16 protein-coding genes are annotated in these 17,347 nt (G+C 75.8%); 7 read left to right on the plus strand and 9 right to left on the minus strand.

Annotated features, from left to right (window positions below; genetic code table 11):
- The first annotated feature begins 8 nt into the window (after positions 1-8).
- On the plus strand, positions 9-896 hold the full coding sequence (locus tag ACFYUY_RS10580) for a LysR family transcriptional regulator (RefSeq protein ID WP_360214867.1): 888 nt from the start codon (positions 9-11) through the stop codon (positions 894-896).
- Positions 897-926: 30 nt separating this feature from the next.
- Here the strand turns inward: ACFYUY_RS10580 and ACFYUY_RS10585 are convergent, their stop codons facing one another.
- The 3 genes from ACFYUY_RS10585 to ACFYUY_RS10595 form a co-directional block, all read right to left on the minus strand.
- Entirely contained in the window at positions 927-1,721 is a 795-nt protein-coding gene (locus ACFYUY_RS10585) for a DUF2785 domain-containing protein (protein WP_387899886.1), read from the minus strand.
- Positions 1,722-1,842: 121 nt separating this feature from the next.
- Entirely contained in the window at positions 1,843-3,198 is a 1,356-nt protein-coding gene (gene lysA, locus ACFYUY_RS10590; protein ID WP_387899888.1) for a diaminopimelate decarboxylase, read from the minus strand.
- A 155-nt stretch (positions 3,199-3,353) separates the two neighbouring features.
- A complete protein-coding gene (locus ACFYUY_RS10595; RefSeq protein WP_360214873.1) occupies positions 3,354-3,545 on the minus strand; it encodes a hypothetical protein in 192 nt (63 codons plus the stop codon).
- A gap of 334 nt (positions 3,546-3,879) precedes the next feature.
- Here ACFYUY_RS10595 and ACFYUY_RS10600 point away from each other — a divergent pair, with 334 nt between their 5' ends.
- The gene (locus ACFYUY_RS10600) at positions 3,880-4,365 is read left to right on the plus strand and encodes a universal stress protein (protein WP_360214876.1); all 486 of its coding nucleotides are present in this window, start codon (positions 3,880-3,882) and stop codon (positions 4,363-4,365) included.
- Positions 4,366-4,379: 14 nt separating this feature from the next.
- Here ACFYUY_RS10600 and ACFYUY_RS10605 read toward each other — a convergent pair whose 3' ends face one another.
- Complete coding sequence (locus ACFYUY_RS10605) at positions 4,380-5,189, minus strand: FAD binding domain-containing protein (RefSeq protein ID WP_387899890.1); 810 nt, start codon at positions 5,187-5,189, stop codon at positions 4,380-4,382.
- A gap of 470 nt (positions 5,190-5,659) precedes the next feature.
- On the opposite strand from ACFYUY_RS10605, the gene ACFYUY_RS10610 reads away from it, so the two are divergent.
- Positions 5,660-6,124, plus strand: coding sequence for a hypothetical protein (locus ACFYUY_RS10610; RefSeq protein WP_360214882.1), 465 nt, complete (start codon positions 5,660-5,662; stop codon positions 6,122-6,124).
- Here the strand turns inward: ACFYUY_RS10610 and ACFYUY_RS10615 are convergent.
- Positions 6,112-6,741, minus strand: a complete 630-nt coding sequence (locus ACFYUY_RS10615) for a hypothetical protein (RefSeq protein ID WP_387899892.1) — start codon at positions 6,739-6,741, stop codon at positions 6,112-6,114. The two genes, ACFYUY_RS10610 and ACFYUY_RS10615, sit on opposite strands and share 13 nt — an antisense overlap.
- 281 nt (positions 6,742-7,022) lie before the next feature.
- Here ACFYUY_RS10615 and ACFYUY_RS10620 point away from each other — a divergent pair, with 281 nt between their 5' ends.
- Entirely contained in the window at positions 7,023-8,441 is a 1,419-nt protein-coding gene (locus ACFYUY_RS10620) for an APC family permease (protein WP_360214888.1), read from the plus strand.
- Positions 8,442-8,496: 55 nt separating this feature from the next.
- A complete protein-coding gene (locus ACFYUY_RS10625) occupies positions 8,497-10,134 on the plus strand; it encodes an amidohydrolase (RefSeq protein WP_387899894.1) in 1,638 nt (545 codons plus the stop codon).
- Between the two features lie 110 nt (positions 10,135-10,244).
- Here ACFYUY_RS10625 and ACFYUY_RS10630 read toward each other — a convergent pair whose 3' ends face one another.
- The 4 genes from ACFYUY_RS10630 to nirB all read right to left on the minus strand — a co-directional run bounded on the left by ACFYUY_RS10630 (position 10,245) and on the right by nirB (position 15,282).
- On the minus strand, positions 10,245-10,856 hold the full coding sequence (locus ACFYUY_RS10630) for a hypothetical protein (RefSeq protein ID WP_387899896.1): 612 nt from the start codon (positions 10,854-10,856) through the stop codon (positions 10,245-10,247).
- A 117-nt stretch (positions 10,857-10,973) separates the two neighbouring features.
- Positions 10,974-12,305, minus strand: a complete 1,332-nt coding sequence (locus tag ACFYUY_RS10635; protein WP_387899898.1) for a nitrate/nitrite transporter — start codon at positions 12,303-12,305, stop codon at positions 10,974-10,976.
- Positions 12,302-12,676 carry a nitrite reductase small subunit NirD gene (gene nirD, locus ACFYUY_RS10640; RefSeq protein ID WP_360214900.1) on the minus strand — a complete coding sequence of 125 codons (375 nt, stop codon included), beginning with the start codon at positions 12,674-12,676 and terminating at the stop codon, positions 12,302-12,304. Before nirD ends, ACFYUY_RS10635 begins: the two co-directional genes overlap by 4 nt.
- Positions 12,673-15,282 (minus strand): nitrite reductase large subunit NirB, encoded by a 2,610-nt coding sequence (nirB, locus tag ACFYUY_RS10645; protein WP_387899900.1) that lies wholly within the window; start codon positions 15,280-15,282, stop codon positions 12,673-12,675. Before nirB ends, nirD begins: the two co-directional genes overlap by 4 nt.
- Positions 15,283-15,473: 191 nt before the next feature.
- On the opposite strand from nirB, the gene ACFYUY_RS10650 reads away from it, so the two are divergent.
- Positions 15,474-16,595: a uroporphyrinogen-III synthase gene (locus tag ACFYUY_RS10650; RefSeq protein ID WP_387899902.1), complete on the plus strand. Its 1,122-nt coding sequence runs from the start codon at positions 15,474-15,476 to the stop codon at positions 16,593-16,595.
- Positions 16,595-17,299 carry a sirohydrochlorin chelatase gene (locus ACFYUY_RS10655; protein ID WP_387899903.1) on the plus strand — a complete coding sequence of 235 codons (705 nt, stop codon included), beginning with the start codon at positions 16,595-16,597 and terminating at the stop codon, positions 17,297-17,299. Before ACFYUY_RS10650 ends, ACFYUY_RS10655 begins: the two co-directional genes overlap by 1 nt.
- Positions 17,300-17,347 lie beyond the last annotated feature (48 nt).

Consider the following 17,347-nt stretch of genomic DNA (forward strand, 5'->3'; position numbering starts at 1 on the left):
GGGGCGTCATGGAGCTTCGGGAGATCGAGATCTTCCTGACGCTGGCCGAGGAACTGCACTTCGGCCGGACCGCGGAACGGGTCCGGCTCTCCCAGGCCCGGGTCAGCCAGGCCATCAGGACGCAGGAGCGGCGCATCGGCGCCCCCCTGTTCGAGCGCACCAGCCGCACCGTGCGCCTGACCGCCGTCGGCCGCCAGCTGCGCGACGACCTGCAACCGGTCTACGCGGGCCTGCACGCGTCCCTGGACCGCGCCCGGCTGGCCGCGCGCGGCGCCACCGGCCGGCTCCGCGTCGGCATGATGCCGTTCAACGTCGTCGACCTGCACGGCTACTGGAAGGAGTTCCGCCGGCGGCACCCGCAGTGGGAGCTGGAGGTCCGCCAGCTGGTGTACCTCGATCCGTTCGGCCGGCTCCGGGACGGCGACCTGGACGTCCTCGTGGTCTGGCTGCCCGTGGAGGAACCGGACTTCACCGTCGGCCCGGTCCTGCTGACGGACCCCCGGATCCTCGCCGTGTCCGCCGACCACGAGCTCGCCGACCGGACCACCGCGCGGCTGGACATGTTCGCCGACTTCCAGCACGCCATGCCGCCCGCGATGCCGGACTACTGGGAGGACGGCTACCTGCCCTTCCACACCTCCCGGGGCCGGGCGATCGAGCGCGGCGAACCGGTGACCAACGCGGAGGAGCTGATCAACCGGGTCGGCATGGGCGAGATCGTCCACGGCTTCCCCAGCCACGTCACCCGGCACTGGGGCATGCCGAACATCCGCTGGATACCCGTCCCCGACCTGGCGGCCCTCTCCTACGCGCTGGTCTGGCGGACCGCGTCGGAGAACGAGGCGATCCGCGCGCTCGCCGACACCGTCCGCGACCTCGGCACGCACCGCTTCTGACGCTCCGTCATTGCCCTTTGCGCGCAGGCCTCACGGCAGATACGGGAAGACCTGGTCCGACACCTCGGCCAGCCGGGACTTGACCGCCTCGGCGTGGGTGAGCGGTGTGCGGGGCTCGCCGCGCCGCGCGGAGACACCGACATCCGCCACCACGTACAGGGCGCGCAGGGTGCGGACGGTGTTGGAGACCCAGAACGGCAACGGCCCTCCCTCCCGAGCGGCGAGGGCGGCCCCGACCGGGGACAGCCAGGCCGTCGACCGCTCCGCGGTCAGGTCGGCGCGGGTCAGCACGAAGGCGAGCGCCTTGGCGAGCCGGTCGTCCTCCCGCTGGGCGAACAGGTGGTCGGTCGGGGTGACCAGCCGCTCGGCGGCGAGCGCGAGCAACGGCTCCGGGTCGACCTCGGGCCTCCGGCCGAGGGCCGCCAGGAGGTCGGCGCCGTGCGCCACGGCGTGCAGCCAGCCGAGCGCGGCGTCGTGGCCCCGCAGATCGGTCTCCGAGCGGTACCAGGCGGTGAACGCCTCGACCCAGGCGGGCCGGAGGTCGCCCCGGCCCACGATCATCGTCAGGACGAGCGGGGCGAACGTCCGGGCCTGCACCCGCGGGTCGGTGAGCCGCGCCGCCATCAGGTCGCCGAGCGCCAGACGCCGGTCGCGGTCGATCACCCCGCGCGCGATCCAGGTCTCCAGCACCGCGTAGGGGTGGCCGTCCCGGACCGCAGGGTCCGGATCGCCCAGCGCCGCCGCCAGCTCCGCCACCAGGTCGTCCAGGGGGCGCCCCGGTGGGAGGGCGCAGTCGGTTTCGTAGATCTCCGGCCAGTCCGTCACGGACGGGACCCTAGCTGCGGCGGACGGTTCGCTCACCTGCTTTTCCGGGCGGCCGGCGGGCGGGCGGGCGGATGGCGGCCGGTCCGTCGGGGGCCGGGGCCGGCGGTCCGGCGGCCGCGGGTCAGCGGCCGACCTCCCGGGCGCGGAAGTCCTCCACGGTCTCGCGGCGGATCAGCAGCCGCGCCCGGCCGTCCTTCACCGCCGCCACCGCCGGACGGCCCACCAGGTTGTAGCCGGAGGCCATGGACAGCTGGTACGCGCCCGCCGCGGGCGCCGCCAGCAGGTCCCCCGGCCGCAGGTCGGCGGGCAGGACGGCGTCCCGCACCAGCACGTCGCCGGCCTCGCAGTGCCGGCCCACCACGTCCACCCGGACCTCCCCGGCCGTCGACCGCCGCCCCACCAGCCGCACGCTGTACGGCGATCCGTACAGCGCCGGGCGCGGGTTGTCGCTCATGCCGCCGTCCACCGCCGCGAAGCAGCGGCCGTCCGCCGTGTGCTTCACCGACAGCACCCGGTAGACCGCCACCGCGGCCGGCCCGACCAGTGCCCGGCCCGGCTCGACGACCAGGCGCGGCACCGCCAGGCCGGCCCCGGCGCAGCGCAGCGCCAGCCGCTCCGTCACCCGGGCGGCGAAGTCCGCGACGTCCAGTTCCGCGTCCCCGGGCAGGTAGCGGATGCCGTGGCCGCCGCCGAGGTCCAGCTCGGGCAGGACGACGCCGTGCCGCTCCCGCACCTCGGCGAGCAGCCGCACCAGGGCGTCCACCGCCTCCAGGTAGGGCTCCACCGCGGTGATCTGCGAGCCCAGGTGACAGTGCAGGCCGACCAGTTCGAGCCCGGGCTGGTCCAGGACCCGGGCGATCGCCCCGGCCGCGTCGCCACCGTCCACCGGGAAGCCGAACTTCTGCCCGCCGACGCCCGTCCGCACCGCCGGGTGGTGCCCGGCCGCGATCCCGGGCACCACCCGGACCAGCACGCGCTGCGGGGCGTCGGCGGCGACCAGCGCCGCCAGCCGGGCGATCTCCGCCGGTCCGTCGATGACGATCCGGCCGACCCGCAGCCGCCGTGCCAGCCGCAGCTCCTCCGGCGACTTGGCGTTGCCGTGCAGCAGGATCCGCTGCGGGGGGAAGCCGGCCGAGGCGGCCAGCCAGAGCTCGCCGGAGGAGCAGACGTCGAGGCCCAGGCCCTCCTCGGCGACCCAGTCGGCCATCGCGCTGCACAGGAAGGCCTTCGCCGCGTACAGCACCTCGGCGTGCGGCAGCGCCCGGCGGTAGGCCCGGGCCCGGGAACGGACCTCGGCCTCATCCAGCACGTACAGCGGGGTGCCGAACCGCTCGGCGGCCTCGGCCAGTCCGACTCCGCCGACCAGCACCTCGCCGCCCGGGCCGGACCGCGCCGAGGCCGGCCAGGGGCCGCCGAGGGCCTCGGCGGCCGTCGCGGGGGCGGGGGTGGGGACGGCCGGGGTGCTGAGCTGGGTCATGACGGCTGCTCCTGTGGGTGTGGTGCCGGTGGCGCGCGGTCGGGTCGGTGCTCGGGGCTGTCCTCGACGGGCGTCGACGGTGCTGGTCGGTCCCACCTGGCCCCGCCTGGTCCCGCCTGGCGCGGACGGTGCCGGTCGGTCCTCGACGGTGCCGGTCAGTCCTCGACGTGCATGGCGAACCGGCAGTGCGCCGGCCGGGTGCGGTCGTGGCCGCCCTCCGGCCCGACGCCCGGCGCGGGGGACGGCTCGGGCGGCTCGGGCCGGTCCCGGCGGCCGGTGACGGGCAGCAGGCGGACGGGGCGCCCCAGCGGCGCGTCGGTGTCGGCGGTGGTGGTCGCGGTGGTCATGGTGCGGTCCCTTCGGATGGCGGCCGTGCGGCCGGGCTCCTCCAGTGGAGACCCTCCGCGCACCGGCCGCACCCGTCCTTGACGCAGGGCCTACGCCCCGGCCGCCGACCTTGACGCCGCCCTGACACCGGCCGGGTCGGGACGGGACGGACCGGCACCGGCCCGTGCCGCGGGCCGCCCGGGCGTGTGCGGGCCCCGGCGTCAGCAGTCCGTCAGGAGGTGTGCGGCGGGCGTCATGGTGGTGTCAACAGCGGTACGGACGGGCGGGTTCCGGGGTTCACTGGAGTCATCCGAAACGGGGAGTGCGGCACCGGACAGACGGAGGCGAACGGCCATGACCGGGACCACCCGAGTGATCGTCGGCCTGAACGGGTCACTGAGCAGCCTGGCCGCCCTCTACCACGCCGTCGGGGAGGCGGCCCGCGCGCGGGCGCTGCTGGTGCCCGTCGCCGCGTGGACGGCGGGCGAGCGGGGCGACCTCCGGGGGCGCGACGAGCTGGAGCACGCCGCGCGGCGGCGGCTGGACGTGGCCTTCGAGCAGGCCTACGGCGGCTACCCGTCCGGGGTGGTCGTCCACCCGCTGGTGGTCGACGCCGAGCCGGGGCCCGCGCTGGTCGGCGCCGTCACCGGGGCGGACGACCTGCTCGTCCTCGGCGCCGCCACCCGCCGCCGCCTGGAGCGCCTGCGGCACGGCTCGGTGGCCCGGTACTGCCGGCACCGCGCGGGCTGCCGGGTCGTCGAGGTGGCGCCGTCCGCGCTGCTGACCCGGCTCGAGCTCCCGGCCCGCAACGGTGCGCCGCTCCCGCTGCCGGCCCGCTGACACCCGAGCACGCCCTAGGCCAGTTCGGCGCGGATCTGCTCCGCGAAGCGGAAGGTCATGTGGCGCCGCCAGGCGGGCAGCCCGTGGATGTCGTCGAAGTACTCCTCCGCCCGGATGCCGTCCCGGACGGCCTCCTCGACGGCCGCGGCGTTGGGCCGGGGCGGGAACCAGAGCCGGATCGGGCGCACGGTGGAGGCGGTCACGGTGATGGTCAGCGAGCCGTCCACCGGGTCGACGGTGCCGATCAGCAGAGCGCCGGACCGCCCCAGCCCGTAGAGCGAGGCCTGCCGGAAGGCCGTCCGGCTCTCGAGTGCGCGGGCGGGCAGCGTGATCGAGCGCAGCAGCTCGCCCGGCCGCAGGTCCTTGACGCCGGCTCCGGTGACGAACTCGGCCACCGGGACGCTGCGTTGCTCACCGGACGGGGCCCGCAGCAGGCAGCGCCCGTCCAGGGCGGCGGTCAGCGAGATCATCGGCCCGGCGGGCAGCCCGTTGCAGAGGTTGCCGCCGACGGTGGCCATGTTCCAGATCTTCCAGGAGGCGAGGAACGCCCGGCAGCACTGCTCGAACAGCGGCGCGGCCGGCCGGTCCAGCGTCTCGGCGAAGCGGGACAGTTGGGCGATCGTGCAGGTCGCGGCGATCTCCAGGCCGCCCTCGGGGGTGGGGGTGAGCGGCTCCCAGCCCGTCCGGCCGAGGTCTATCAGCCGGCGGATGTGCGGCTGCGGCTCGGAGAACAGGTAGGTGCCGCCGCCGAGCCAGGCGTCGCCGGGCCGCCAGGTGCCGCCGCGGCGGGCGTCACGCACCTCCGCCACCGTGTTCAGATCCATGTCGCTGCACCGTCCCCGGCCGGTCGATTTCCTTCGGTAGGCCGATTGAAGCCGGGCCGGCCCGCCGGCACGAGTGGGCACCCGCACCAGTCGCGCCCGTCGCGACCTGGTCGATCGTCCAGCGGGCCGGTCCGACCGGGCTCGAACTTCGACAGCCGTGTCGAAGTTCGCCGACGGGCCGGGCTATGCTGTCCGGAGCCTGGGAGGAAGCACCCGCCCCGTCGACGAACGCGCCCGCGCGGCGCGCCCGACCGGAAGGAGGCGAGACGCATGGACACCAGCAGTCCGGGCCGCCGGCACCCCCGACCCCGCTCCGGAAGCCCCGAGTCCGCCTCTCCCAGACGGTGAACCGGCCCTCCGCGCAACCAGCCTGACGCCACGTCACAACCAGGGCCCCGCGGGCTCCGCCACGCCGCCCACGGCCGCCCTCACCCCACCCCGGTCCGCACAGCCGCGGAATGAGGCACCCCATGACGACGTCCCGGCCCTACCCGCGCCCCGGCGAGGCCGCGGTCCTGCTCACCGTCCTCGCCCTGCTCGTCGCCGAGGAGCTCGCCCTCGGCCTCGCCGAGGAGGAGGACCGCCCCGTCATCCACGCCATCCTGATCGGCGCCTCCGGCTCCGGCCTGCTCGCCGTCGGCGCCGTCCTGTTCGGCCGCTGGCTCGACGCCCGCCGGCCGCTCCCGCTCCCGCCGCCCGGCCCCAACGGCCGCGAGTACAGCGCCGAGGCGCTGCACGACTTCCCGATGGACGCCGTCCGGCCCCTCCTGCTCTGCCCGCACGCGCCCCAGCTGGGCCAGCTGTACTCGGCCTGGATGCTCGCCCGGACCGGCCGCAGCGCCCCCTGGATCGCCCGCCGGCTCGCCGTCCCGCTGGACGCCGCCCACCTGCTGGTCGACACCGCCCGGGGCCGCGGGCCCGGTCAGCGCCGCTGACCGGGCGCCCCCGCGTTCACCTGCGCGAGCAGGAACGGCATCAGTCCGCGTTCGGCCAGCGCGGCCCGCCAGGCGTCCCGCGCCGAGGCCAACTCGCCCACGGCGCCGGGCTCCTGGCCGGCCTCGCCCGCACCGGAGCGCGAGGCCGCCCCCAGCAGCCCGAACCCGCCCACCGCCAGCGCCACCGCCGCCACCCCGGCCGCGACCCACCCGGCGCCCACCAGCGCGTGCCCCAGCACCTCCACGTCCTCGTCGAGCCCCAGGACGTACCCGAGCAGCAACAGGACCCCGGCGGCCGCCCCGGCCACCACCGGCACGATCACCGCCAGCACCCCCCACCACCCGGCGACCCGCCCCCGCTCCGGGCCGTCCACCGGGAGCCGCGCCACCGCATCGGCGTCCGCGCGCAGCGCCGCGTACCGCTCGTACTCCGGGGCCGCGGCCGCCAGGACGAACTCCGCGTTCTCCCGGGCGCTGCGCCGCAGCCGCTCGACCCCGCCCGCCTCGCCGCCCGCCGCCCGCAGGGCCGCCCGCACCTGCGGCCCGGCGAGCACCCGGCCCAGCACCGTCTCGAAGTCGGCCCGGTCCTGCTGCGGCAGTCGAAGCGGCCTGTCCATGCGCGTCCCCGTTCCCTCTCCAGCTTGTTCTACAGCACTGTAGAACAAGCTGGCGCCCGACAGCAGCCCTGCTCACCCGCCTACCCCGGCGCCCGGCGCCCGGAATCGGGCCTGGCACCCCGGGCCCGGGGTTCTTATGACAACGGCATTGACGTGTTTGCGCGGCACCGGTTTCATGACCGCACCCCCCGCACACCCCCCACGACCAAGGCGGTGATCCGTTGGCATCGACGGTGAACGACGAGAGTGCCGGTCCGAGAGCGGACGCGAGCCGTGTCGAGATGCGCAAGTCCATCGGGCTGCTGGACGGGGCGGCGATCGCCGCCTCCAGTACGGCGGCCACCAGCAGCATCGGCATCGGCCTCGGGCTGATGGCCGGCGTGGTCGGCCTGCACCTGCCGGCGATCATGCTGCTGGCCTTCCTGCCGGTGCTGGCCATCGCCGGCGGCTACGGGCGGCTGAACGCCGTCGACCCGGACGCCGGGAGCAGCTACCGCTGGGTGGGCCGCACGCTCAGCCCCTGGCTCGGATTCCTGACCGGCTGGGTGAACACCGTCGGCACGATCGTCTTCATGGCGTACACCACGACCGTCACCGGCTCCGCCGTCATCCAGCTGCTCGACGAGGCGCACCTGCGCAGCGTCGCCGGGCTGCGGCTGGACGCGGACTCCACCGTGCAGTGCACGCTGCTCGGCCTGGTCGTGCTGGTCGGGGCGGCGCTGGTGGCCGTGCGCGGGCTGGACCTCGCCGCCCGCCTGCAGAAGGCGCTGCTGGTCTTCGAGTACGTGGTGCTGATCGGCTTCTGCGGGTACGGGCTGTTCGCCGGCGACCAGCCGTTCTCGCTGCAGTGGTTCAACCCGTTCGACATCCCGTCCTTCGACGCGCTCGCCCAGGGCATGGTGCTCGCGGTGTTCTGCTACTGGGGCTTCGAGTCGGTGTTCAGCGTCGGCGAGGAGGTGCGCGACCCCCGGGACGCCTCACGCGGCGGCATGGTCGCCCTGGTGGTGATGATGCTGCTGTTCCTGCTCGCCGGAACGGCCTTCCAACGGGTCCTCCCACTGGGCGAGTTGGCCGACAACGGCGCGCACGGGCTGACGTACTTCGGCGCCGCGCTGGCCCGCCAGCCGCTCGCCGCGCTGCCCCTGATCGCCCTGATGTTCTCCGCCGTCGCCTCGCTGCAGTCCTCGGTGATCCCCACCGCCCGCGGGATGTACGCGATGGGCCGCGACGGCGTCCTCGGCCCGGTCTGGACCCGGCTGCACCCGCGGCACGCCACCCCCGCCGTCGGCACCCTGCTGATCACCGGCGTCGCCGCGCTGCTGGCCGTGGCCTCACTGGTCATCCCGACCGTCAACGACCTGATATCCGCCGCCGTCAACGCGATCGGCATCGTCGTCGCCCTCTACTACGCGCTGACCGCCGTGGCCGCGGCCGTCCGGTTCCGCCACCTGCTGCGGGCCGGCGTGGGCGAGGCGCTGCGGGCGGTGGTCGGTCCGCTGCTGGGCGCCGCGGCGCTGCTCGCCGTCGGCGGCTACCTCGCCTGGTCGTTCTACGACTCCGCCGACCACTTCGAACTGGCCGCCGACAACGGGTGGTTCGAGCTGACGGTGACGGCGTTGATGGTCGTCACCGGGCTGCCGGCCGCGGCCTGGGCCCGCTGGCGGCGCCGCTCGCCGTACTTCCTGCGCGACGCGGGCTGACGCCCGGCGGCCGCCGGACGCCCCACCCTGATCCCCCGAGAACGGAGCACCACCCATGACCGATGCCGATCTGGTCTTCACCCACGGCCCGATCCACACCGGTGACGCCGCCCGCACCCGGGCGACCAGCCTGGCCGTGACCGGACAGCGGATCACCGCCGTCGGCCACGACGAGGTCCGGCAGCTGATCGGGCCGGGCACGGAGGTCGTGGACCTCACCGGCCGGCTGCTGCTGCCGGGCTTCCAGGACGCGCACGTCCACGCGGTCTACGGCGGCTCCGAGCTGGCCGGCTGCGACCTCACCGGCACCGTCGGCGTCGCCGACTACCTGGAGCGGATCCGCGCCTACGCCGAGGCCAACCCGGAGCAGGCCTGGATCACCGGCAGCGGCTGGTCGATGGAGAGCTTCGACGGCGGCCTGCCGAGCCGCCGGCTGCTGGACTCCGTCGTCCCGGACCGCCCGGTGTACCTCACCAACCGCGACCACCACGGCGCCTGGGCGAACACCCGCGCCCTGGAGCTCGCCGGCGTCACCCGGGACACCCCCGACCCGGCGGACGGACGGATCGAGCGCGAGGCCGACGGCACCCCGGGCGGCACCCTGCAGGAAGGCGCCACCGCGCTCGTCGCCCGGCTGGTCCCGCCGGCCACCGCCGCCGAGCGGCTCGCCGGGCTGCTGCGCGCGCAGCGGCTGCTGCACTCGCTGGGCATCACCGGCTGGCAGGACGCGCTGCTCGGCGAGTTCAACGGGCAGCCCGACCCGTCCGACGCCTACCTGGCCGCCGCCCGGGCCGGCACGCTCACCGCCCGGGTCACCGGGGCGCTCTGGTGGGACCGCGAACGGGGATCCGAGCAGATCCCCGAACTCGTGGCCCGCCGCAGCGAACTGAGCCACGGCCGGTTCCGGGCCGGCTCGGTGAAGATCATGCAGGACGGCATCGCGGAGAACTTCACCGCCGCGATGACCAGCCCGTACCTGGACGGCTGCGGCTGCGCCACCGCCAACTCCGGCCTCAGCTTCGTGGATCCGCTCGCCCTGCGCGGCCACGTCACCGAGCTGGACGCCCTCGGCTTCCAGGTGCACTTCCACGCCCTCGGCGACCGGGCGGTGCGCGAGGCGCTGGACGCGGTCGAGGCCGCCCGCGCGGCCAACGGGTGGCGGGACACCCGGCACCACCTCGCCCATCTGCAGGTGGTCCACCCGCAGGACGTCGACCGCTTCGCGCGGCTCGGCGCGATCGCCAACATCCAGCCGCTGTGGGCCGCCCACGAGCCGCAGATGGACGAGCTGACGATCCCGTTCCTCGGCCCGGAGCGCGCCGCCTGGCAGTACCCGTTCGGCGCGCTGCAACGCGCGGGGGCGACCCTGGCCGCGGGCAGCGACTGGCCGGTGAGCAGCCCGGACCCGCTGGCCGGCCTGCACGTGGCCGTCAACCGGATGGAGCCGGGGGCCTCCGACGGCCGGGTCTTCCTGCCCGAGCAGCGCCTCGACTTGGCCTCCGCGATCGCCGCCTACACGGCCGGGTCGGCGCACGTGAACGGCCACGACGACGCGGGCGTCCTCGCGGCCGGGCGGCTCGCCGACCTGGTGGTCCTCGACCGGGACATCCTCACCGCCCCGGCCGCGGAGATCGCCGACGCCCGGGTCCTGCGCACCTACGTGGGCGGGGAGTTGGTCCACGCGGCGGACTGACGAGCCGCCCCGGCCGCTTCTCGCCCGCCGCTCCCGCCTCCGGCCGCACCCCGGGCACGCCGCCGGCCGCCACCCGCACGTCGGGTGGCGGCCGGGGCGGTCCGGCGGGGTCAGGAGGCCGGCGCCGGGGCGACGGCGAGGTTCACCGCGCGCGCGTCGGCGGAGGCCGGCGGCGTGGAGCCGATGTCGGCGACCGTGGCGATCACCGTCGCGGGTGCGCCCGGGATCCAGTTGACCGTCTTGGACTGGACGATCAGCTGCCGCTGCTGCGGCGTCCCGTCGCAGACGACGTCGGCCTCGGCCGTCCGACTGGAGCCGAAGGCGATCGAGGAGGAGTCCTCCGGGTCCTTCTGCTCCACCGAGACGGTCAGCGAGCGGGCCCCGCCGGCGACCCCGCAGAGGTAGCCGACGTTGAAGCGGACCCGGCCGGGGATCTTCGGGTCGATCAGGACGTCGCCGATGGTGACCGCCGTGGCGGGCGGCACCGGGTCCGTGACCGGCACCGGGTCGGTCGGTGCCGGGTCGGTCGGTGCCGGATCCGTCGGTGCCGGATCCGTCGGCACCGGGTCGGTCGGCGCCGAGGGATCGGCGACCGGCACCGTGACGGGCGCCGCGGCGACCGGGTCGGAGCCGGGATCGGGGTCGGCGGCCAGGGCCGGCGCCGTGAGGCCGGTGAGGGCCGTGGTGAGAACCGTCAGGACGAGCCACCGCTGCACTGCCAACCTCCCGGATCCGAGGACGTGTTGCGGCCGACGCTAGCCTCCCGGCCGTCGGCCCGCGCGCCGAGCCGTCCGGTCGTCGCACGGACGGCCCAGCGGCCCCGGGGCGGGCCACGGACCTCAGCGCCGGCGCAGCCACACCGCCCAGGTGAGCACCGAGCACCCCAGGTACGCCGCGAGGAAGCCCAGGTAGGCGGCGTCCCCGTTGTGGCTGGCCAGGAAGGACTGCCGGAACGCCAGGTTCACCAGGACGCCCCCGAAGGCCCCCACCGCGCCCGCGAGGCCGATCAGCGCGCCGGCTCGGCGCCGGGAGTCGGCCTCGGCGGCCGCCGGGTCGGCCCCGGCCGCGACCGCCGCCCGCGCGAGGGCCTGGTAGTGGGCGGGGATCATCTTGTACGTCGAGCCGTTGCCGATGCCGCTGAGCACGAACAGGGCGATGAACCCGCTGAGGAACAGCGGCAGCGAGCCGGCCCGGGAGGCGGTGATCACCACGGCCGTCCCGGCGCCCATGGCCGCGAAGGTGGCGAGGGTGACCCGGGCGCCGCCGAAGCGGTCCGCGAGCCGCCCGCCGACCGGGCGCAGCAGCGAACCCAGCAGCGGCCCGAGGAAGGTGAGCGCGGCGGCCTTGACCGGGGTGTCGAAGCGCGCGTGGAACTGCACCTGGAGCACCTGCCCGAAGGCGAAGCCGAAGCCGATGAAGGAGCCGAAGGTGCCGATGTAGAGGGTGGAGACGGCCCAGCCGTACGGGTCGCGGGCGACCTCGCGCAGCGCCCGGCCCTCCCCCGCCGGGGAGACTGCGAGGTTGTCCATCCGCCACCACGCCCCGGCCGCGGCGAGCACGATCAGCGGCAGGTAGATCAGCGGCAGCAGCCGCGGGTGGGCGGCGCCGGCGGTGGCCAGCACGAGGAGGCCGAGCAGTTGGACGGCCGGGACGCCGAGGTTGCCGCCGCCGGCGTTGACGCCGAGCGCCCAGCCCTTGAGCCGGTGCGGGTAGAAGGCGTTGATGTTGGCCATCGAGGAGGCGAAGTTGCCGCCGCCGACGCCGGCCACGCAGGCCACCGCGAGCATCGTCCCGTAGGAGACCCCGGGTTCCAGCACCAGGGCGGCGAGCGCGGTGGGGACGAGCAGCAGCAGTGCGCTGACCACCGTCCAGTTGCGCCCGCCGAAGCGGGCGACGGCGAAGGCGTAGGGCAGCCGCAGCAGGGCGCCGAGCGCGGTCGGCAGCGCGGTGAGGGTGAACTTGCCCGCGGTGTCGATGTGGTACTCGGGCCCGAGGAACAGGACGAGGACCGACCACAGGCTCCACACCGAGAAGCCGATGTGCTCGGAGAGGACGGAGAAGACCAGGTTGCGCCGGGCGATCCGGGCCCCGGCACGGGCCCAGAACTCCTCGTCCTCCGGATCCCAACCGCTGAGCGCTGCGGGCTGTCTGACGTCGGCGACGGTGGTCATGCCGCCTCTCCTTCCGGGGCGAGTCCGTCCGGGGCGATCCGTACCGGCCAGCGGCGCAGGACGGCGGGAGCGCCGTCGGGGGCGGTGTCCTCGTCCAGGCAGCGGCCGTCGGTGAGATCGTAGACCTGCTTGTACATCGGCGAGATGAGGGTCGGCCGGTCGCCGCGGCTGCCGAGCAGACCGCGGGAGAGCACCTGCGCGCCGCTGAACGGGTCGAGGTTGTCGACGGCGTACAGCGTGCCGGCGGCGTCGCGGAACAGCGCGATCTGTCCTGCGGCGGGGAGCAACACGGCCACTCCGCGGCCGGGTTGCAGGTCCTCCAGGGCGCAGGCGGTCCGCCAGGCGGTACCGTCGTGGATCTGTACGGTCACGGGGTGACCACCTCCAGTCGGGCCCCGGCGATCAGGACCGGGGCGGTGAGGGTCTGTCCGGCCTCGCCGGGGCGGGCGGGGCGGATCTGGCCGCGTTCGGGGACGAAGGTCACCGCGGGGTCGGGGGTGCCCGGGGCGTTGACGAAGGAGGAGAAGCGCCGCATCCGGTCGGGATCGGCGAGGGTCTGCGCCCATTCGTCCTGGTAGGCGCCGACATGACGGGCCATCAGGTCGTCCAGCTCGGCGGCGATGCCGAGCGAGTCGTCGAGGACGACGGCCCGCAGGTGGTCGAGGCCGCCCTCCAGTCGCTCCAGCCAGACCGAGGTGCGTTCCAGCCGGTCGGCGGTGCGGATGTAGAACATCAGGTAGCGGTCGATGGTGCGGATGAGGGTCTCGCGGTCGAGGTCCGCGGCGAGCAGGTCGGCGTGCCGCGGGGTCATGCCGCCGTTGCCGCCGACGTAGAGGTTCCAGCCGGCCGAGGTGGCGATGACGCCGAAGTCCTTGCTCTGGGCCTCGGCGCACTCCCGGGCACAGCCGGAGACGGCGGACTTGAGCTTGTGCGGGGAACGCAACCCCCGGTAGCGGAGCTCCAGTTCGATGGCGAGGGCGGTGGAGTCCTGCACCCCGTAGCGGCACCAGGTCTCGCCGACGCAGGACTTCACGGTGCGCAGCGCCTTGCCGTAGGCGTGGCCCGACTCGAAGCCGGCGTCGACCAGCCTGCTCCAGATGACCGGGAGCTGGTCCACGGTGGCGCCGAAGAGGTCGATCCGCTGTCCGCCGGTGATCTTGGTGTAGAGGCCGAAGTCCCGGGCGATCTCGCCGATCACGATCAGGCCCTCGGGGGTGATCTCGCCGCCGGGCACCCGGGGCACCACCGAGTAGGAGCCGTTGCGCTGGAGGTTGGCCAGGAAGTGGTCGTTGGAGTCCTGCAGGGCGCCCTGCTCGCCGTCCAGGATGTGGCCGTTGCCGAGGCTGGCCAGGATCGAGGCGACGGTGGGCTTGCAGACCTCGCAGCCCTCACCGGAGCCGTGGCGGTCGCGCAGCTCCGAGAAGGTCGTGGCGCCGGTGACCCTGGCGATCTCGTACAACTCGGCGCGGGTGTGGGCGAAGTGCTCGCAGAGCCCCTTGGCGGTGCTGACGCCTGCGGCCTCCAGCTCCTCGGTGACGACGGTGCCGAGCTGCTTGAGGCAGCTGCCGCAGCCGGTGCCGGCCCGGGTGCACTTCTTGACCGCGGCGACGCCGTCGCAGCCCTGCTCGCGGACGGCCGCGCGGACGGCGCCCTGGGTGACGTTGTGGCAGGAGCAGAGCACCGCGTCGTCGGGCAGCGCCACCGGGCCCGCGGCGCCGAACCCGGCCGGCAGCACGAGCTGTTCGGGGGCGACGGTGAGCGGCTTGCCGGCCACCGCGAGCGGGCGCAGGGTGCCGTAGGCGTCGGTGTCGCCGACCAGGACGCCGCCGAGCAGCGCGCCGTCCGCGCCGATGACGAGCTTGCGGTAGACCCCGCTGCGGCTGTCGCTGTACAGCACGTCGAGCGCGCCCTCGGCGCTGCCGTGCGGGTCGCCGAAGCTGGCCACGTCGACGCCGAGCAGCTTCAGCTTGGTGGAGGTGTCGGCGCCGGTGAAGCCCTCGCCGAGCCGCCCGGCGCCCTCGCCGTCGAGCTCCGCCAGGGTGCGGGCCGCGGTCTCGGCCATCTGGTAGCCGGGGGCGACCAGGCCGTACACCCGGCCGTCGACGGCCTGGGCGCACTCGCCGACGGCGAGGACGGCCGGGTCGGCGGTACGGCAGTGCGCGTCGACGACGACGCCGCCGCGCTCGCCGACCGGCAGGCCGCAGTCGCGGGCCAGCTGGTCACGGGCGCGCACCCCGGCCGAGAACACCACCAGCCCGGCGGCGAGTTCCCGCCCGTCGGAGAGGGCCAGGCCGCGCACCCTCCCGTCCGGGCCGGTCAGCACGGCGCTCGCGCCGGCGCCGGTGTGGACCGTCACGCCGAGGTCCTCGATCTTGCGGCGCAGCACCGCGCCGCCGCCGTCGTCGACCTGCACGGCCATCAGACGGGGCGCGAACTCGACCACGTGGGTGGCCAGTCCGCCGGCCCGCAGGGCTCCGGCCGCCTCCAGTCCGAGCAGCCCGCCGCCGACCACCACGCCGGTGCCGGCCGTGGCCGCGTCCTCCCGGATCGCGGCCACGTCCTCGACGGTGCGGTAGACGTGGCAGCCCGGGGCGTCCTTGCCGGGCACCGGTGGCACGAACGGCACGGATCCGGTGGCCAGTACCAGCGCGTCGTAGCGGACGGTCGCGCCGGAGCGGGTGGTGACGGTCCGTGCCGTCCGGTCGATCGCGGTGACCGGATCGCCCAGGCGCAGGTCGACGCCGCGCTCGGCGACGAAGCCGTCCGGGCAGAGCGAGAGGTCCTCGGGGGTGCTGCCGTCGAACAGCGAGCTGAGGTGGACCCGGTCGTAGGCGGGCCGGGGCTCCTCGGCGAGCACCGTGACCCGCCAGCCGCGTGCCGCGGGCTGCTCCGTCCAGGCTTCCAGGAAGCGCTGGCCGACCATGCCGTGGCCGACGAGGACGAGGTCCCGGATCCGGTCGTGGGTGCTTGTCGTCATGCCGGAAATCTGACCGCCCGCTGTTTCCGGTCCGGGTCACGGGTGTTGCGGGCGCGGTACGCCTCGCTCACGGTGCCCGGGCCACCGGGTGCGCTCCCGGACATCCGCCGTAACCGGAGCCGCGGTTTCGCTTACCTGTGGGTGACGGCCGGGCAACGCCCCCGTAACACGCGCACCGCACGCTTCCCGGCATGGCAACCCTCACCCAGCCAGGACCGCTCACCGGCTTCACCGTCGGGGTCACCGCGGCGCGCCGCCGCGAGGAGCTCAGCGCCCTGCTCAGCCGGCGCGGCGCCCACGTGGTCGAGGCCCCGGTGCTGCGCATCCTCCCCCTCGCGGACGACCTCGCCCTGCGCGCGGCCACCGACCGCTGCCTGGCCGGCCCGCTCGACTACGTCGTCGCCACCACCGGCGTCGGCTGGCGCGGCTGGATGAGCGCCGCGGAGGGCTGGGGCCGGGGCGCGGAGCTCGCCCTGGCCTGCCGGGGCGCGGTCGTGCTCAGCCGTGGCCCCAAGGCCACCGGCGCGGTGCGCGCCAGCGGGCTCGACGAGGGCTACTCCCCCGGCACCGAGGCCACCGACGAGCTGCTCACCTGGCTGCTCGCCCGCCCGCTCGCCGGGCGCCGGATCGCCGTCCAGGAGCACGGCGTGCGCCTGGACTCCTTCGCCGCCGCGCTGCGCGAACGCGGCGCCGAGGTCATCTCCGTCCCGGTCTACCGGTGGGCGCAGCCCGAGGACCCGGGCGCGGTGCGGCGCCTGCTCGACCAGACCGTCCGCCGGCAGGTGCACGCGCTCACCTTCACCAGCGCCCCCGCCATCACCGCCCTGCTGGCCACCGCGGAGACCGAGGGCCTGTACGAGGCACTGGTCGACGCCCTGCGCACCGACGTCCTGCCGGTCTGCGTCGGCGCCCTGTGCGCCCGGCCGCTCACCGACCTCGGCCTGCCCGCCGTCCACCCCGAACGCGGCCGGCTCGGCTCGCTGGTCCGGCTGCTGGCCGACACCCTGCCCAACCGCGGCAGGCGCGAACTCGCCTTGTCCGGAACGGTCCTGACGCTGCAGGGAAACGCCGCCCTGGTCGACGGCGAGAGCCACTGGCTCAGCCCGCGCGGCGCCGCCGTCCTGCGCGCCCTCGCCGAACGGCCCGGCCGCGTCCTCAGCCGCGCCGAGCTGCTGCGCGCCGCCTGGCCGGACGCCACCGCCGACGAGCACGCCGTGGAGGCCGCCGTCGGCCGGCTGCGGGCCGCGCTCGGGCCGCACGCCGCCCTGATCCGCACCGTCCCCAAGCGCGGCTACCGCCTGGCGGCCGGCTGATGCCGCCCGTCCTGCTCGCCGTCGCCCACGGCAGCCGGGACCCGGTGGCCGCCGCCTCGACCCGGTCCCTGCTCCGGCTGGTCCGCGCCCTCCGGCCCGGACTGACCGTCCGCTGCTGCTTCCTGGACCTCGCCCGCCCCTCGCTCGGCGACGCCCTCGCCCGGCTCTCCGACGCGCGGCCGGTCCTCGTCCCGCTCCTCCTCGGCACCGGCCACCACGTGCGGGTCGACCTGCCCGCGGCACTGGCCGACGCCCGTCTGCCGCTCTCCCACCTCGCCCCCGCGCTCGGCCCCCACCCGCTGCTCGCCGACGCCCTCGCCGACCGCCTCGCCGAGGCCGGCGCCCCGCCCGGCGCCCCGGTGGTCCTCGCCGGCGCCGGCTCCACCGACCCGACCGCCCTCGCCGACACCGCCCGGATGGCCCGGTTGCTCGCCGCCCGCCTCGGCGGCACCGTCACCCCCGCCCACCTCTCCGCCGCCGAGCCCACCCCGCACCGGGCCGTCGCCGCCCTCCGGGAGGCCGGTCACCCCCGCACCGCGCTCGCCAGCTACCTGCTCGCCCCCGGCTTCTTCGCCCGCCGCGCCGCCACCACCGCCGCGACCTGGACCAGCGCTCCGCTGTCCGCCCACCCGGCCGTCGCCCGCCTCGTGCTGCACCGCTACGACGAGGCCCGGGAGGCGGCGGTGCTGCGCCCGGCGGCCTGAGCGGCCTGGCCGTCCGCCCGCCCGTCTGCCCGTCTGCCTGGCCGGGCG

Source organism: Kitasatospora sp. NPDC004745, from assembly GCF_042873275.1.
In the GTDB taxonomy this organism is placed as follows: domain Bacteria; phylum Actinomycetota; class Actinomycetes; order Streptomycetales; family Streptomycetaceae; genus Kitasatospora.

Coding starts and splice junctions, on each gene's coding strand:
- ACFYUY_RS10655 (WP_387899903.1), top strand. CDS start 16,595: ATGCCGCCCGTCCTGCTCGCCGTCGCCCACGGCAGCCGGGACCCGGTG.
- ACFYUY_RS10580 (WP_360214867.1), top strand. CDS start 9: ATGGAGCTTCGGGAGATCGAGATCTTCCTGACGCTGGCCGAGGAACTG.
- lysA (WP_387899888.1), bottom strand. CDS start 3,198: ATGACCCAGCTCAGCACCCCGGCCGTCCCCACCCCCGCCCCCGCGACG.
- ACFYUY_RS10600 (WP_360214876.1), top strand. CDS start 3,880: ATGACCGGGACCACCCGAGTGATCGTCGGCCTGAACGGGTCACTGAGC.
- ACFYUY_RS10620 (WP_360214888.1), top strand. CDS start 7,023: ATGCGCAAGTCCATCGGGCTGCTGGACGGGGCGGCGATCGCCGCCTCC.
- ACFYUY_RS10650 (WP_387899902.1), top strand. CDS start 15,474: ATGGCAACCCTCACCCAGCCAGGACCGCTCACCGGCTTCACCGTCGGG.
- ACFYUY_RS10635 (WP_387899898.1), bottom strand. CDS start 12,305: ATGACCACCGTCGCCGACGTCAGACAGCCCGCAGCGCTCAGCGGTTGG.
- ACFYUY_RS10610 (WP_360214882.1), top strand. CDS start 5,660: ATGACGACGTCCCGGCCCTACCCGCGCCCCGGCGAGGCCGCGGTCCTG.
- ACFYUY_RS10595 (WP_360214873.1), bottom strand. CDS start 3,545: ATGACCACCGCGACCACCACCGCCGACACCGACGCGCCGCTGGGGCGC.
- ACFYUY_RS10615 (WP_387899892.1), bottom strand. CDS start 6,741: ATGGACAGGCCGCTTCGACTGCCGCAGCAGGACCGGGCCGACTTCGAG.
- nirB (WP_387899900.1), bottom strand. CDS start 15,282: ATGACGACAAGCACCCACGACCGGATCCGGGACCTCGTCCTCGTCGGC.
- ACFYUY_RS10605 (WP_387899890.1), bottom strand. CDS start 5,189: ATGGATCTGAACACGGTGGCGGAGGTGCGTGACGCCCGCCGCGGCGGC.
- ACFYUY_RS10625 (WP_387899894.1), top strand. CDS start 8,497: ATGACCGATGCCGATCTGGTCTTCACCCACGGCCCGATCCACACCGGT.